General features: G+C 72.5%; 11 protein-coding genes. 4 read left to right on the plus strand and 7 right to left on the minus strand.

Going from position 1 to position 15,302, the window contains the following annotated elements:
• Positions 1 to 52 precede the first annotated feature (52 nt).
• Together ACFW2G_RS19205 and ACFW2G_RS19210 are read right to left on the minus strand one after the other, a co-directional pair.
• Entirely contained in the window at positions 53 to 1,138 is a 1,086-nt protein-coding gene (locus tag ACFW2G_RS19205) for an AI-2E family transporter (protein ID WP_384448225.1), read from the minus strand.
• A gap of 153 nt (positions 1,139 to 1,291) precedes the next feature.
• Complete coding sequence (locus ACFW2G_RS19210; RefSeq protein ID WP_384583085.1) at positions 1,292 to 3,469, minus strand: SpoIIE family protein phosphatase; 2,178 nt, start codon at positions 3,467 to 3,469, stop codon at positions 1,292 to 1,294.
• Between the two features lie 156 nt (positions 3,470 to 3,625).
• Here ACFW2G_RS19210 and aspS point away from each other — a divergent pair, with 156 nt between their 5' ends.
• A complete protein-coding gene (gene aspS / locus ACFW2G_RS19215; protein WP_037920636.1) occupies positions 3,626 to 5,443 on the plus strand; it encodes an aspartate--tRNA ligase in 1,818 nt (605 codons plus the stop codon).
• 69 nt (positions 5,444 to 5,512) lie between these two features.
• Here aspS and ACFW2G_RS19220 read toward each other — a convergent pair whose 3' ends face one another.
• Positions 5,513 to 6,883 carry a VWA domain-containing protein gene (locus tag ACFW2G_RS19220; RefSeq protein WP_384583088.1) on the minus strand — a complete coding sequence of 457 codons (1,371 nt, stop codon included), beginning with the start codon at positions 6,881 to 6,883 and terminating at the stop codon, positions 5,513 to 5,515.
• A gap of 294 nt (positions 6,884 to 7,177) precedes the next feature.
• Between ACFW2G_RS19220 and ACFW2G_RS19225 the strand changes: the two genes are divergently transcribed.
• A complete protein-coding gene (locus tag ACFW2G_RS19225; RefSeq protein ID WP_384448234.1) occupies positions 7,178 to 9,265 on the plus strand; it encodes a PhoX family protein in 2,088 nt (695 codons plus the stop codon).
• Positions 9,266 to 9,320: 55 nt separating this feature from the next.
• Here the strand turns inward: ACFW2G_RS19225 and ACFW2G_RS19230 are convergent, their stop codons facing one another.
• From ACFW2G_RS19230 to ACFW2G_RS19245, 4 genes are all read right to left on the minus strand, one after another.
• Complete coding sequence (locus tag ACFW2G_RS19230) at positions 9,321 to 10,589, minus strand: HAMP domain-containing sensor histidine kinase (RefSeq protein ID WP_037920642.1); 1,269 nt, start codon at positions 10,587 to 10,589, stop codon at positions 9,321 to 9,323.
• Positions 10,577 to 11,269 (minus strand): hypothetical protein, encoded by a 693-nt coding sequence (locus ACFW2G_RS19235; RefSeq protein ID WP_384448237.1) that lies wholly within the window; start codon positions 11,267 to 11,269, stop codon positions 10,577 to 10,579. Before ACFW2G_RS19235 ends, ACFW2G_RS19230 begins: the two co-directional genes overlap by 13 nt.
• Before the next feature lie 37 nt (positions 11,270 to 11,306).
• Positions 11,307 to 13,301: an FUSC family protein gene (locus tag ACFW2G_RS19240; RefSeq protein WP_384448240.1), complete on the minus strand. Its 1,995-nt coding sequence runs from the start codon at positions 13,299 to 13,301 to the stop codon at positions 11,307 to 11,309.
• A gap of 80 nt (positions 13,302 to 13,381) precedes the next feature.
• Complete coding sequence (locus ACFW2G_RS19245; protein WP_037920647.1) at positions 13,382 to 14,209, minus strand: hypothetical protein; 828 nt, start codon at positions 14,207 to 14,209, stop codon at positions 13,382 to 13,384.
• Positions 14,210 to 14,334: 125 nt separating this feature from the next.
• Between ACFW2G_RS19245 and ACFW2G_RS19250 the strand changes: the two genes are divergently transcribed.
• Together ACFW2G_RS19250 and ACFW2G_RS19255 are read left to right on the plus strand one after the other, a co-directional pair.
• Positions 14,335 to 14,817: an Rrf2 family transcriptional regulator gene (locus tag ACFW2G_RS19250; RefSeq protein ID WP_172671308.1), complete on the plus strand. Its 483-nt coding sequence runs from the start codon at positions 14,335 to 14,337 to the stop codon at positions 14,815 to 14,817.
• A gap of 52 nt (positions 14,818 to 14,869) precedes the next feature.
• On the plus strand, positions 14,870 to 15,268 hold the full coding sequence (locus ACFW2G_RS19255; RefSeq protein WP_384448244.1) for a RidA family protein: 399 nt from the start codon (positions 14,870 to 14,872) through the stop codon (positions 15,266 to 15,268).
• The last annotated feature ends 34 nt before the right edge of the window (positions 15,269 to 15,302 follow it).

Below are 15,302 nucleotides of genomic sequence, written 5' to 3' on the forward strand. Positions count from 1 at the left end.
GGCCGCGCCCCGGGAAGGGGGCGCGGCCCGCAGTCGTCGTACCGGAGTCCGGTCAGGCGGGGCCCGCGGGCTGCGGCTGTGCCTCCGGCTCGGGCTCCGGCTCCGCCGCGGCATAGCGGGCGCGGAGCTCCGACGCGACGCCGAAGACCGCCGCGGTCAGCGGCACCGCGAGGAGCATGCCGAGGATCCCGGCGACGCTGGCCCCGGCGGTGATGGCCAGCATGACCACGGCCGGGTGCATCTGCACCGTGCGGCTCTGCACCACGGGCTGCAGCACGTACCCCTCGATCATCTGGACCAGCAGCACCAGGCCGAGCGCCCACAGGCCGATCACCCAGCCGCGGTCGGCGAAGGCGACCAGGACCGCGACGGCGCCCGAGAGGATCGCGCCGAGGTAGGGGATGTAGGCGGTCACGAAGACCAGGGCGGCCAGGCCCAGTGCCCCTGGCACGTCGAGGATCAGCAGACCCGCGCCGATCAGCACGCCGTCGATCAGGGCCACGAAGGTGGTGCCGCGCATGAAGCCCTCCACGGCCTCGAAGGCGCGCCGCCCCATCGCCTCCATCAGGTCGCCGGAACGGCTCGGCACGATCGAGCGCAGCGTGTCGACGGCCCGGTCGGAGTCGCGCAGGAAGAAGAAGATCAGCACCATCGCGAGCAGGACCATCGCCAGCATCGAACCCACCACGCTGAGCCCGGCGACCACGCCGGACGCGGCTGTGCCGCCGAACTTCGCCAGCAGGTCCTTGGAGTTCGCGGTGATGTCCTCCAGCGAGGTGCCCACCGCCCCGAAGTGCTCGGCGAGCATCCGGCCGGCCCGCCGCAGCGAGTCGACGATCTGGTCGCCGGTCTCGATGAGCGCGAGGACCACGATGTAGGAGGCTCCGCCGACGACGGCGACCACGGCGAGGCAGGTCAGCGCCGCGGCCAGTGAGCGGTTCGCCCCCATGCCCACCAGGCGCCGGTGCATCGGCCCGAGCAGGGCCGTGCCCAGCACGGCCAGCAGGACGGGCGTGACGACGGTCTGGAGGACGGTGCACAGCCATACGCCGACGGCGAGGACGGCAGCGGCCAGCAGGGCGACGGCGCACCAGGCGGCGAGCCGCCGCACCGGTTCGGGGAGCAGGGAGTTCGGCACGCCGTCATCCAACCACGGGGCCCTGAGGAGCCCCCCGGCCGCGTCGGCCCGGAGCCGTCCGGCACCAAGGGGTGTCCCGGCTCCGGCTCCGGCCGCGGCTCCGGCCCCGGCTCCGGCCGCGGCTCCAGGCGGTGTCCGGCTCGGGGGTCAGCTCTAGGGGGTGTCCGGCTGCTTCGACTGTTCGTACAGCTCGAACCAGATCGACTTGCCCTCGCCGCGCGGGTCCACGCCCCACGCGTCGGCCAGCATCTCCATCAGCAGCACCCCGCGCCCGCTGGAGGCCATCTCGCCGGGGTGCCGCTTGTGCGGGAGCTCGTCGCTGGAGTCGGTGACCTCCACGCGCAGCCGGCGCTCGCCCAGCTCGCCGGCGGCCTCCGCCACCAGCAGGGCGTCGCCGTCGGTGTGCACCAGGACGTTGGTCACCATCTCGGAGACCATCAGCACCACCGCGTCGAGCTGCTCCTCGTCGGCCCAGTCGTGCAGCAGCTCCCGGACCTGCCGGCGGGCGCCGGCGATGCGTTCCGGTTCCGCCTGGGCCACGGTCAGCATCGTGCGGCGGACGGGGCGGGCCGGGTGTGCCACCGGGGTGCCGCAGCCGCAGCCGCCGCCCTCGCGGCACAGCAGCACCACGGCTATGTCGTCCTCGCGGCGGTCGGCCAGCGGGCCGGTGGTGTGGTGCGAGGACGGTCCGTGCACGGCCCGGACCAGCAGGTCGGCGAGCACTTCGAGATGCCCGCCCTCATGGCCCCCGGCCTCGTGCGTGTCGGCCTCCAGGACGGCGCGCAGCCGGGCCCAGCCGGTGTCCAGGTCGTGGCCGCCGGTTTCGATGAGCCCGTCGGTGCAGAGCATCATCGTCTCGCCGGGCTCCAGGGTGAACAGGGTGGTCGGGTAGTCGGTGTCGGGAACGATCCCGAGGGGCAGCCCGCCGGCGGTGGGCCGCATCAGGACGGTGCCGTCGGTCATCCGGACCGCGGGGTCGGGATGGCCGGCGCGGGCCACCTCCAGCGTTCCGGTCCGAGGGTCGCACTCCACGTAGAGGCAGGTCGCGAACCGCGGGCTCCGGGCGTCGGCGTCGTCGTCGGCGCCGTCCCCGGTGTGGGGGTCCTGCGAGGCGCACAGCCCGGCGAGGAAGTGGGAGGCGCGCGAGAGCACCGCGTCCGGCCGGTGTCCCTCGGACGCGTACGCCCGTACGGCGATCCGCAACTGGCCCATCAGCCCGGCCGCCCGGACGTCGTGGCCCTGGACGTCGCCGATGACCAGCGCGAAGCGGCCCGACGGCAGCGGGATCATGTCGTACCAGTCGCCGCCGACCTGGAGACCGCCGCCTGTGGGGACGTAGCGGGCGGCGATCCGCATGCCGGGGATCTCCGGGCCGAGCTGGGGCATCATCGACCGTTGCAGGCCGGTGGTGAGTTCCCGCTCGGATTCGGCCACCCCGGCCCGCTGGAGGGCCTGGGCCAGCATCCGGGCGACGGTCGTCAGGACGGACCGCTCGTCGGGCGAGAAGGAGGCGGGCTGCCTGAAGGCGGCCATCCACGCGCCCATGGTCCGCCCGGCCACGATCAGCGGCAGGAAGGCCCAGGACACCCGGTCGAAGCGCTGCGCGAGCGGCCAGGTGGCCGGGAAGCGCCGTTTGTAGTCCTCCGGGGTCGGCAGGTAGATCGCCCGGCCCGTACGGACGACCTCCGCGGCCGGGTAGTCCGTCTCCAGCGCCATGTCCGTGAAGGGCCCCTCGTCCCCGGCGTCGTGCCCGTGGTGCCCGATGACCGACAGCCGGTCCCCGGCCACGCCGAAGACGGCCAGCCCGTCGGGGTTGAAGCCCGGCATGGACAGCGAGGCCGCGACCCGCAGCACCTCCGCCGTGGACCGGGCCTCCGCCAGCGCCCGGCCGGCGTCCAGCAGGAAGGCCTCGCGGGAACGCCGCCAGTCGCCGGTGATGGGCGTGTGCACGGCGGTGGTGCCCGGCTGCGGCTCGGCGACCTCCTGGATGGTGCCGATCAGCTCGTAGTCCAGGCTGCCGTCGGCCGACCACCTCTCCAGCGGTTTGGAGCGGCTGCGCACGGTCCGCATGACCCGTCCGTCCACGTCCATGATCCGCAGCCGAGCCTCGGCGAGGGTGCCTTCGGCGACGGCCAGGTTCACGATCCCGTTGACCTCGTTCCAGTCCACGGGGTGGAAGCGGGACCGTACGGCGGCCTCCGGCAGCTCCACCGGTTCGGCGGGCAGCCCGAGCAGCCGGGCGGCCTCCCCGTCCAGGGAGACCGTCCCGGAGGCGTTGTCCCATCGCCACAGACCCGTCGCGACGGCGGCCAGGACATCCTCGGTACGCACTCGGTCATCTTGACAGGTCATATCCGTTACGTGCCTCTTCGGTGCCTGTCGCGCGCATTTGCGCAGGCGAGCGATACTGCCCGCCCCGCCGTCGCCCCGGACGGTAACCTTGGGACGGTTGAATCCACCCTGGTATCGCGTAGAACTGGATGACTGATGCATCGGTACAGGTCCCACACCTGCGGCGAGCTCCGCGCCTCTGACGTCGCCGCCGACGTCCGACTGAGCGGCTGGCTGCACAACCGTCGAGACCTGGGCGGCATCCTCTTCATCGATCTGCGTGACCACTACGGCATCACGCAGCTGGTCGCCCGCCCTGGCACCGCGGCGAACGAGGCCCTCAGCAGCGTGTCCAAGGAGACCGTGGTCCGCATCGACGGCAAGGTCGTCTCCCGCGGCGCGGACAACGTGAACCCGGACCTGCCGACCGGCGAGATCGAGATCGAGGTCGCCGAGGTCGAGGTGCTCGGCGCCGCCGCCCCGCTGCCGTTCACCATCAACACCGACGACGGCGTGAACGAGGAGCGGCGTCTGGAGTACCGCTTCCTCGACCTGCGCCGCGAGCGCATGCACCGCAACATCATGCTGCGCTCGGCGGTCATCGCCTCGATCCGGTCGAAGATGGTGGCCCTCGGCTTCAACGAGATGGCGACCCCGATCCTCACCGCGACCTCCCCCGAGGGCGCCCGTGACTTCGTGGTGCCGTCCCGCCTGAACCCGGGCAAGTTCTACGCCCTGCCGCAGGCCCCGCAGCAGTTCAAGCAGCTGCTGATGATCTCCGGCTTCGACCGGTACTTCCAGATCGCACCCTGCTTCCGCGACGAGGACGCCCGCGCCGACCGCTCGCCGGGCGAGTTCTACCAGCTCGACGTCGAGATGTCGTTCGTCGAGCAGGAGGACGTCTTCCAGCCGATCGAGCGCCTGATGACCGAGCTCTTCACCGAGTTCGGCGGCGGCCGCGAGGTCACCTCGCCGTTCCCGCGGATCCCGTTCCGCGAGTCGATGCTGAAGTACGGCAACGACAAGCCCGACCTGCGCGCCAAGCTGGAGCTCGTCGACATCACCGACGTGTTCGAGGGCTCGGAGTTCAAGGCGTTCGCCGGCAAGCACGTGCGTGCCCTGGCCGTCCCGGACACCGCCGCCCAGCCGCGCAAGTTCTTCGACGGCCTCGGCGACTACGCGGTCTCGCTGGGCGCGAAGGGCCTGGCCTGGGTGCGCGTGGGCGAGGACGGTTCGCTGTCCGGCCCGATCGCCAAGTTCCTCACCGAGGAGAACGTCAAGGTCCTCACCGAGCGCCTGGGCCTGGTCCCCGGCCACGCCGTGTTCTTCGGCGCCGGCGAGTTCGACGAGGTCTCCAAGATCATGGGGCCGGTCCGGGTCGAGGCGGCCAAGCGCGCCGGCCACTTCGAGGACAACGTCTTCCGCTTCTGCTGGATCGTCGACTTCCCGATGTACGAGAAGGACGAGGAGACCGGCAAGATCGACTTCTCCCACAACCCGTTCTCCATGCCGCAGGGTGGCATGAAGGACCTGGAGGAGAAGGACCCGCTCGACATCCTGGCCTGGCAGTACGACATCGTCTGCAACGGCATCGAGCTGTCCTCCGGCGCCATCCGCAACCACGAGCCCGAGGTCATGCTGAAGGCCTTCGAGATCGCGGGCTACGAGGCCGAGACCGTCGAGCGCGAGTTCGCGGGCATGCTGCGCGCCTTCCGCCTCGGCGCCCCGCCGCACGGCGGCATCGCCCCGGGCGTGGACCGCATCGTGATGCTGCTGGCCGACGAGCCGAACATCCGCGAGACCATCGCCTTCCCGCTCAACGGCAACGCGCAGGACCTGATGATGGGCGCGCCGACGGTCCTGGAGGAGGCCCGTCTGCGCGAGCTGAACATCGCGCTGCGCAAGCCGGTCGAGACGAAGGCGTCCGACGCCAAGCCGATCGCGGAGTCGGTGCACCCCGACGCCGCGCGCTGAGCGGTGGCCGGGTAGCGGTGTAGCTGTGCGGAAGGGCCCGGGGTCAGCCCCCGGGCCCTTCCGTTGTGCTCAGAACTTTTCCAGGACGCCCTTGAGGAGGGCGGAGGAGGTCAGTTCGGCGGGGGCGGGACCGGCGTGGAAGAAGCCGGCGTTCTCGGCGTCCAGCTTGCGCAGGAAGTCGAAGGCCTTGGAGTCGTGGTCGCCGAAGGCCACGAACTGCCAGTGGATGCCGGGAGCCCGGGTGGCGGCCTCGGCCAGCGCCTGCCGGGCGGGCTGGCGGTTGTCGGGGGCGCCGTCCGTCTGGAAGACGACCAGGGCCGGGCCCTCGCCGCCGCCCTTGAGGTAGTGCTCCACGACGGCCTCCACGGCCACGTGGTAGCTGGTGCGGCCCATCCGGCCGAGCTCGGCGTGGCGGCCCTCGACCCAGGAGCCGTAGTGGCTGTCGAGGGTCAGGTCGGCGGTGCCGTCCACCTCCGTGGAGAAGAACACGGTGTGCACGGTCGCCTCGTCGTCGAGGTGCGCGGCGAGGGCGAGGGCGTGGTCGGCGAGGTGCTGGGCGCTGCCGTCCTTGTAGAAGCCGCGCATCGAACCGGAGCGGTCGAGGACGAGGTAGACCGTGGCGCGGGCGCCGGCCTTCCCCTTGCCGCGGAGCACCGTTCCGGCGGCCTTGTACGCGGCGGACACCCCGGGCGCCCGCTTCCGCACGACGGCCGCCGCATACGCGGGCCCCGCCTGCGGTTCGGCCTGCGGCGCGGGCACCTCTGTTGCGGCCTGTGCCTCGGCGGGTTCCGCCTGCGGCTCGGGCGCCTCGGGCTGCTCGTCCTGGGGTTCTGCCGTGGCGGGGGCCTGCGCCTGCGTGGCGGCGGCATCGCCATCGGCTTCGGCGGTCGCCGGCTCCGCGGGGGCGGTGGTGTCGGGTTGTTCGGTGAGGGGGGCCGGGGCTTCGGCTGCGGGCTGCTCGTTGTGAGCTTCGGCTTCGGCTTCGGCCTGCGGCGCGGGCGCCTCTGTTGCGGCCTGCGCCTCGGCGGGTTCCGCCTGCGGCTCGGGCGCCTCGGGCTGCTCGTCCTGGGGTTCTGCCGTGGCGGGGGCCTGTGCCTGCGTGGCGGCGGCATCGCCATCGGCTTCGGCGGTCGCCGGCTCCGCCGGGGCGGGGGGTTCCTGGTCGGGCTTCGAGGAGGAAGACGGGCGGCGGGCCTCCGGGACCGTGGGGTCCGCTGCCGTGGCGGGGACCGTCAGGACCGTACCGGGCTCCGGGTCCCGCGGCGAGGACTGCGGGGGAACCGTCGGATTGTCGAAGGACGCCGCCACGAGGTCGGCGGCCGCATCCAGAGGGGTGCGTTCCGCCTGGTTCGGGACAGCGGCCGAGGTGGCGTCGGTGGTTTCCGGAACCGGTTCCGCAGACCGTCCGAACACCTTGCGCAACAAGCTCCGAATACCCATGGGCCAGGCCTTTCGCATGAGTGCGTGCGTCATTTGTCCGTGCTGCGCGGTTGATCCCTGCCCAGAGTGGACACGTAAGGTTATCGGCCGCCCGGCTGGATCTTCGGCAGGGGCGCCCTTCGTGGCGCCCGGCTCCCTGAGGTGATCATGCCGCTCCTGAACTGCCGCTCCGACGTGCCGGGTTCACCCATCGTTCATCCCCACGCCGCCGCTTCGGCGCAACCCGGGCCTACCGTCGCGGCTGGATTGTTCCGACACGTTGTCGGCGCCCACGCAGCCACTCGGAGGACACTCGTGCGCAAGCTCCTGCCGTTCATCGGCAACCCGCATGGGAGCGGCCGTTCCGCTCTCACCTGTCGTTACCGCTGTGGTGACGCCTGCTTCCACGAGGTGCCGAACACGAGCGACAACGAGTACGCGGGCGATGTGATAGCCCGCGCCTACTCCCGCCGCGCGATGCTCCGCTCCGCCGCCGTCGTGACGGTCGCCACCGCGGCCGGTTCCGCCGTCGCGCTCAGTGCGTCGGGCCAGACCGCCAGCGCCGCTCCCGTCGCCGACGCCGCGGCCGCCCGTGCGGGCCGGCGCGGCGAGGCCGCCCGCGGCCTGCGCTTCACGTCCGTCGCGCCGAACACCGACGACAAGGTCACCGTCCCCGAGGGCCATGAGCAGAACGTGGTCATCCGCTGGGGCGACCCGATCATCAAGGGCGCTCCGGGCTTCAACGCCGACAAGCAGACCGCCGCCGCACAGGCCGGCCAGTTCGGTTACAACAATGACTTCCTGAGCCTTCTGCCGCTCGGCGGGGGCTACGAGCGCCAGCAGCTGCTCGTGGCCAACCACGAGTACACGGACGAAGTCCTGATGTTCAAGGCGTACGACCCGGCCAACCCGACCCGCGAGCAGGTCGAGATCGCCTGGGCCGCGCACGGCCTGTCGGTGGTCGTCGTCCAGGAGGACCACCGCAGCGGCAAGCTGACCGCCGTCTCCCGCCACCAGCTGAACCGCCGCCTGACGGCCACCAGCGAGTTCCGGATGACCGGTCCGGCCGCGGGCAGCGCCCTGCTCAAGACCTCCGTCGACCCGACCGGCACCAAGGTGCTCGGCACCCTCAACAACTGCGCCGGCGGCACCACCCCGTGGGGCACCACGCTCCACGGTGAGGAGAACTTCAACCAGTACTTCGGCAACGCCGGCCAGGTCACCGACCCTGCTGCCGCCGCCCGCCTGAAGCGCTACGGCGTGACCTCCGGCGCCACCGAGCGCAAGTGGGAGCGCTTCGACAAGCGCTTCGACGTGGCCCAGGAGCCCCACGAGTCGCACCGCTTCGGCTGGGTCGTCGAGCTGGACCCGTACGACCCGAACTCCGTCCCGCGCAAGCGCACCGCGCTGGGCCGCTTCAAGCACGAGGCCGCGCAGCCGCGTTTGACCGAGGACGGCCGCCCGGTCGTCTACATGGGCGACGACGAGCGCTTCGACTACTTCTACAAGTTCGTTTCGTCGAAGCAGATGAAGAAGGGCAATTCGCGCGCGGCGAAGGAGCACAACCTCACGCTGCTCGACGAGGGCACGCTCTACGTCGCCAAGCTCACCGGTGACAGCCCGGCCGCTGAGATCGACGGCACCGGCACGATCCCCTCCGACGGCGAGTTCGACGGCTCCGGCGTCTGGATCAAGCTGGCCACCGGCAACGTCTCGCACGTCGAGGGCATGACCGCCGAGGAGGTGTACGTCTTCACGCGCCAGGCCGCCGACAAGGTGGGCGCCACCAAGATGGACCGCCCCGAGGACGTCGAGCCCTCGCCGCGCACCGGCCGCGTCTACATCGCGCTCACCAACAACACCGACCGCGGCAAGCCCGGCAAGGAAGGCGCCACCGAGGCCAACCCGCGCAACCTGAACAAGCACGGCCAGATCCTGGAGCTCGCCGAGAACTTCGACGACCCGGCCGGCGACGGCTTCGCCTGGCGGCTCTTCCTGGTCGCCGGCGACCCGAACGATCCGGCGACCTACTTCGCCGGCTTCCCGAAGGACAAGGTCAGCCCGATTTCCTGCCCCGACAACGTGGCCTTCGACCCGCACGGCAACCTGTGGATCTCCACCGACGGCAACCAGCTCGGCTCCCACGACGGCCTGTTCGGCGTCGCCACCAGCGGTGAACGCCGCGGCGAGCTGAAGCAGTTCCTGACCGTGCCGCGCGGTGCCGAGACCTGCGGCCCGCTGATCCAGGACAAGCGCGTCCTGGTGGCCGTCCAGCACCCGGGCGAGATCGACGGCGCGTCCGTCGAGAAGCCGCAGTCGGTGTGGCCCGACGGTCCCGGCAAGATCGTCCGCCCGGCCGTCGTCTCGGTCTGGCGCAAGGACGGCAAGAACATCGGCGTCTGATCGGCATCGCCCGTGTGGGGCCCGGTGTTTCACGTGAAACACCGGGCCCGCGCGATCAATCCCCGCCCGGCAGGCGTCCGACGGGGAACCTGAGCGTCGTCAACGCGCCCCCGTCCGGGGCGTTGGCGAAGCTCAGCGTGATCTCCAGGACCGCCGCCTGCCCCGCCACGATCGTCAGCCCCAGACCGTGGCCGCGCCCGCGCCCCGGGTCTCCCGTGCGGAAGCGCTGGGGGCCCTGCTCGATCAGCTCCGGCGGGTAGCCGGGCCCGTGGTCGCGGACCGTGACCACCGGGCCGTCCACGGTCACCTCGATCGGCGGCCTGCCGTGCTTGTGGGCGTTGGCCAGCAGGTTGGCCAGGATCCGATCGAGGCGCCGCCGGTCGGTGAGCACCGCCGCGTCGCGGATCACCCGTACCGAGACGGCGGGTCCGGCTCCCGCCACGGCCCGTCCCACCGCCCTGCCGAGTTCCACCCGCGCGAGGTCGGCCCGTTCCACGCCCGATTCGAGCCGGGAGATCTCCAGCAGGTCCTCGGTCAGCAGGTGCAGCGCTTTCAGTCGGTCGTTGATCATCTCCTTGGGGCGGCCCTCCGGCAGCAGGGCCGCCGCGGCCAGCGAGCCGGTGAGCGGGGTCCTCAGCTCGTGCGCCACGTCCGCCGTGAAGCGCTTCTCGGCCTCCAGCCGTTCTTGGAGCGACCCGGCCATCAGGTCCAGTGCCTGCGCCACGTCCCGTACCTCGTCCCGGTCCCGGGAGCGGCGGCCCGGCCGCCGGTCGTCCGCGCGGGTGGGGAACCCCACCCGGGCGTCCAGGTCCCCGGCGCTGATCCGGCGGGCCACGGCGGCGGTCTTCGAGAGCCGCCGGCTGATCCGGTCGGCGAGGAAGAGGCCGGCCAGTGCCACCACTCCGGCGGCTAGTGCGGCCGAGGCGAGGATCGCGGCGTCGATGTCCCGCAACCGTTCGCGGGTGTCCCCGAAGGGGATCCACACGGCGAGGGCCTGCTGGTCGGCGGGCGCGGCGGCCCACATGACGGGCTTGCCCCCGTACGCGCCGACCATGCTGCCGGTGTCGCCGCCGGCGACCAGCTCGCGCAGCGGGCGGGGGAGCTGGGGCGGGTCGAGGACGATGTTCACGTCGCCGTGCGTGGTGCCGTACTCGTAGTGGCTGAGGGCGTGCTCCAGGGCCGTGTCCGCGTCCTTGCGGACCTCGCCGACGATCTGCGCCGCGACCACGTTGTGCACCAGCACCCCGAGCACGGCGGCGACCGCGCAGCACACCGCCGTGGTGGTCAGGGCGATCTTCCAGCGGAGGCTGCTCAGCGCGTGCATCGCTGCTCGTCCGTGCCGAGCGGCACGCCGGTGGGGGCGGGGCAGTCGTCGAGGGTGAGCTGGCTGAGGTTCATGAGCCCGCCCTTCGGGTCCCAGACGTAGTCGGCGACGGCGACGTAGGCGGGGTTCGAGGTCGGCTCGCGGACGGCCAGGTGTCCGGCGGCCACCTCCACCCCCTCCAGCACCGCTCGCCGGGACAGGATCCGGGCGATCCTCCCGTCGTCCCGGACGGTGTAGACGCGCAGCTCGCTGAGCCGGCCGTCGATGTCCAGGGCGGTGATCAGCTCCTCCCGGCCGTTGCCCGTCAGATCGTGGAAGACCGCGGGGCGCACCGGGCAGTCGGGGCCGCCGTCCACAGCCTGTGTGCAGAGCGCGAGCCGCTGGGCGGCCCGCTGGTCGACCAGCCGGCCCGTGCCGCCGTCCTCCTCGGTGGCGGAGGTGACGTCGGCGCGTACGACGCCCACCGGGTTCACCGCGCGCATGCTGAGGCCCGGCACCACGGGCAGGCCCGGGACCACGGAGGACGTGCCCGGCTTCGGGGGCGGGTCGGGGCGGATGTCCTTCCACAGGCTCTGCGGGGCGTGCACCGTGCCCAGGTCGCCCTCGCTGTGCAGCCCCTCCACGTCGGCGCACCCCGCCAGGGCCAGAGCGAGGGCCAGGACGGCCGGGGCGCGGTACATGGTCCGATGCTCCCCCGTCCGCCTTCCCCCGGCCCGGTCAGCGCTCCGGCCGGGTGATGGCGCGGGCGGCCGCGAGCTCTTGGTGGACGGGGGCCAGGACGCCCGACTGGTCGCCCTCCGGTTCGCCCTCGACCCGGACCGGGACGGTGCTGCTGCGCACCCGGCCGGCCAGTTCCCGCAGCTGTCGCGCGACGGCCGCCACCTCCTCGGCCGCGGGCGGCGGGGCGCCGTGGTTGACGCGGACCCGGGCGGCGGTGGACGCGTCCACGATCCGCTCGACGGCGACCACCAGCGGCCACCAGGCGGCGGCCCGGGTGCCGGTCGGCGGGGGCTCGGTCAGCGCCCGCTGGAACTCGCTGCGTACGCCTGACAGGTCGCGGTACAGCCGCCGCCGGGCCTGGAGGCGGGTGGTCCTGGCCGCCGCGAGGGCCGCGTCGTCCGCGGCCGGTGCGAAGGCCCGTTCCACGTAACGGGCGGCGTCGTCCACGGTGTCGGCGAGCCGGTCCCCGATGCGGGTGTGCCAGCTCTCCGGCCACAGCAGGTATCCGGCGGTCAGGGTGATGGCGCAGCCGATCAGGCTGTCCAGCAGCCGGGGGCGGATCAGGTCGAAGCCCTGGTGGTTGAGCAGGTCCGAGAGCAGCAGGATCACCGGGGTGATCGCGGCGGTCTGGAAGGCGTAGCCCTTGGCGGAGAAGACCGGGATCAGCGCGCCGAGCACCATCATGACCGGTACGTCCCACCAGCCGCGCGGTACTTCGGCGAGCACGGCGGCGGCGACGACCAGCCCGATCGCGGTGCCGAGGGCGCGCAGCAGGGCCCGGGAGAACACCGAGCCGAAGTCCGGTTTGAGGACGAAGGTGACGGTCAGCGCGATCCAGTAGGACCGTTCGAGCTCGACCACCGACACGAGGGACTGCGCGAGGCCGATGCACAGTGCGAGCCGCAGCCCGTAGCGCCAGGAGGCCTCGGACAGCATCATGTCGCGCACCGCCCGCCGGGTGCGCACGGTCAGCGCGGCGGGGCGGCCGAGGCGGTCGTCCACGTTGTGCGGGTCCGGTTCGGCGAGGTGGACGACCGACGCGGCGTGCCGCAGTGCGGCGTCCACGGCCCGTTCGGCGGGAGTACGGGCTTCGGGCAGGTCGAGCGCGGGTGCTGTGGTGCGGCCCTCCTCGACGGCCGCCGCGAGCTCCCGTACGGCCGCGGGGATCTCGGCAGGCAGCGGCCGCCCGCGCAGGTGGGCGGCGGGCGCGGCCTCCACCAGCGGGATCACCACGTTGAGCTGCGCGAGCATGCGGACGAGCGACGGGCTGCGCCCGTGCACGCGGGCCCGGCGGCCCAGGATCAGGTCATAGGCCTGGTTGAGTTCCCGGGTGACCCGGCGGCGCCGCTCGTCGTAGATGTCGCCGGGGCCGCCGGCGGCTTCCAGGGTGTCCGCCAGGGCCCGGTAGGTGGCGGCGACCGCGGTCCGTTCCGGTCGGCGGCCGTGCAGCGGCCAGCCCAGCAGGGTCAGGACGAGGACGAAGAGCCCGCCCGCGCTCAGCAGCAGCGGGGCGATCCACCAAGGCCGTGGCATCGGGAGACCGGCCCCGACCACAGCGTTGAGCAGGAGCAGCAGACCGGACACGGAGGCGACCGTGCCGATGGAGGAGATCATCCCGGAGAGCAGGGCGATGAGGGTGAGTGCGCCGACGGCCACCCAGCCGTGGCCGTAGACGAGGGTGCCCAGGGCCACGCCGACGGCGCCGAAGACCTGTGGGACGGCGATGTTCAGGACGCGCATCCGGTAGGCGTCGGCGGTGTCGCCGATCACTCCGGAGAGGGCGCCCATGGAGGCGAGCGCGCCGTATTCGGGCTCGTTCAGCGCGAAGCCGACGGCGAGCGGGACGGACAGGGCCACCGCCGCTCGTACGGTGGCGGGCCAGGGGACGGGTGCGGTGGTCGGCTTCAGCCCCTGGAGCAGCCAGTCGGGTGGCGCCAGCGGATGGTGCCGGGCCCGCCGCGGCGCTATGTGTTCGGTGGGTTCGGTGCTCATTCCCGTTTCCGTGCCGCCGCTCGCGAATCGGTTCTTCTGTGTTCTTCTGAGGTGTTCTGCGCGTGTTGTACCTTCCGAGCTTATGGGGTGCGGCGCAGTCGGCCCGTCACCCAGGCGGACAGCGCCGCCGCCAGTCCGATCAGCAGCACGACCCAGGCGGTGGTCCGCAGGAACGCGGTGAGGGCGTCGTACACCGCGCCGGCCGCGGCGCGGTCGATGTCGGCGGGCAGATCGTCGAGGGTGAGGCGGCGGCACACGTCCACCGTGAGCCACAGCAGGCCGGCCCCGACGGCCAGGCCCAGTCCGGTGGCGATGACGGCGCGCCGCCGCCGGACGGCGACCGCCACGGCCGACACGGCCAGGACCAGGGTCAGTGCCGGGAGCCAGACGCCGGCGATCTGGAGCATGCGGAACCCCTTCCGGAGTGCGCCGAGGTTGTCGTACTCCATGACTTCCACGGACAGCCGCGTCACCGGGATGCGGTCCGCGAAGGGCACCTGGTCGGCCACGAGCTCGCTCTTGATCCGCTCGACGACCGGCGCGAGGTCGATGGTGACGGCGTTGCCGCGGCCCGTGGTGAGGGCGTGGAGGAAGGCGGCGTGTGCGGCGCGGTTGGCCGCGTCCCAGGCCGTCCGGTAGGCGGGGGTGTCGGCGAAGGAGTGCAGGGCTTCGTCGAGCAGGGCATCGACGCCGGCCTGGAAGGGGCCGGCGTCGATCTGCCCGGTGAGGGCACGGGCGGTGTGCGTGACGACGACCTCCTGTACGGCCGGATTCTCCGCGAGGGGGGACATGGCCGCGGTGTAGCGGTCCGCGTCGCCCAGCTCACGGTCGGCCCAGTACGCCACGGCGCTCGCGGGCACGAGGAGTGCCACGAGCACGATGAGGACCGCCGACAGGATGGTGCGCACGTCACCAGGGAAAACGGGGACGGGCGGCGGCGCGAGTGGTGTTGCTGCGGGCGGGTGGTGGGCCACCGGACGGCGCGGGACCCTTGCCTTCACTATTCTGGATATCTAGTATCCAGAATATGAGGATGAGCGAGGGCGTCGAGTGGGCGCTGCACAGCTGCGTCAACCTGGCCTGGAGCGGACCGGACCGCGCGGTCTCGGCGGCGCGCCTCGCCGCCTGGCACGACCTGCCCACGGCCTACCTCAACAAGCAGCTGCAGGCGCTGGTCCGGGCGGGCATCCTCACCTCCAGCCCCGGTCCGCGCGGCGGCTTCCAATTGGCCCGCCCGCTGGCCGCCGTCTCGCTCATGGACGTGGTCGCCGCAGTCGAGGGGCCCGAGGAGGCCTTCCGGTGCGCGGAGATCCGTAGGCAGGGACCCGGCGCGGGCGAACCGGCGCCGGAGGGCGCGGCCGCCGCCGACTGCGCCATCGCGCACGCCATGACCCGGGCCGAACTGGCCTGGCGCAAGGCCCTCGCGGCCCAGAACCTCGACGAGATCCGGCAGCAGGCCGAGCGGCAGGCCCCCGAGGCCCCTCAGCGGCTCCGCGCCTGGCTCGCCGCGCAGTGACAGCAGTGACAGCAGGCGCAGCACGTACGGACACGGAAGCAGGGAGCTCGGCATGACGCGCAGCATCATCAACCCGGCGGGACTTCACACCCCGACCGGCTTCGGCTACAGCCACATCGTCTCCGCCCCCGGCGAGCAGGTCTTCATAGCCGGCCAGTACGGCTCCGACGAGAGCGGCCACGTCGTCTCCGACGACTTCGCCGAGCAGGTGGAGCGGGCCTTCGCCCATCTCCGCACCGCCCTCGCCGCGGTCGGCCTCGGTCCTGCCGACGTGGTCCGCATCGGCACCTACGTCGTCGACCACGACCAGCGGAAGCTGGAAGTGCTCCTGAAGCACCTGCACGCGACCTGGGGCACCGAGCTTCCCGCGCAGACCCTCATCGGGGTCGCCGCCCTGGCCCTGCCCGGCATGCTCTTCGAGATCGACGCCGTGGCGGTGCGCACGCCCTGACCACTGATCCACTTGCCGGTCGGAGACGGCGGGT

The organism is Streptomyces sp. NPDC058880, assembly GCF_042742535.1.
Classification (GTDB): domain Bacteria; phylum Actinomycetota; class Actinomycetes; order Streptomycetales; family Streptomycetaceae; genus Streptomyces.

Excerpts from the sequence above, each read along its gene's own strand:
- ACFW2G_RS19240 (WP_384448240.1), bottom strand. The coding sequence starts at position 13,301 with ATGAGCACCGAACCCACCGAACACATAGCGCCGCGGCGGGCCCGGCAC.
- ACFW2G_RS19255 (WP_384448244.1), top strand. The coding sequence starts at position 14,870 with ATGACGCGCAGCATCATCAACCCGGCGGGACTTCACACCCCGACCGGC.
- ACFW2G_RS19250 (WP_172671308.1), top strand. The coding sequence starts at position 14,335 with ATGAGCGAGGGCGTCGAGTGGGCGCTGCACAGCTGCGTCAACCTGGCC.
- aspS (WP_037920636.1), top strand. The coding sequence starts at position 3,626 with ATGCATCGGTACAGGTCCCACACCTGCGGCGAGCTCCGCGCCTCTGAC.
- ACFW2G_RS19235 (WP_384448237.1), bottom strand. The coding sequence starts at position 11,269 with ATGTACCGCGCCCCGGCCGTCCTGGCCCTCGCTCTGGCCCTGGCGGGG.
- ACFW2G_RS19230 (WP_037920642.1), bottom strand. The coding sequence starts at position 10,589 with ATGCACGCGCTGAGCAGCCTCCGCTGGAAGATCGCCCTGACCACCACG.
- ACFW2G_RS19220 (WP_384583088.1), bottom strand. The coding sequence starts at position 6,883 with ATGGGTATTCGGAGCTTGTTGCGCAAGGTGTTCGGACGGTCTGCGGAA.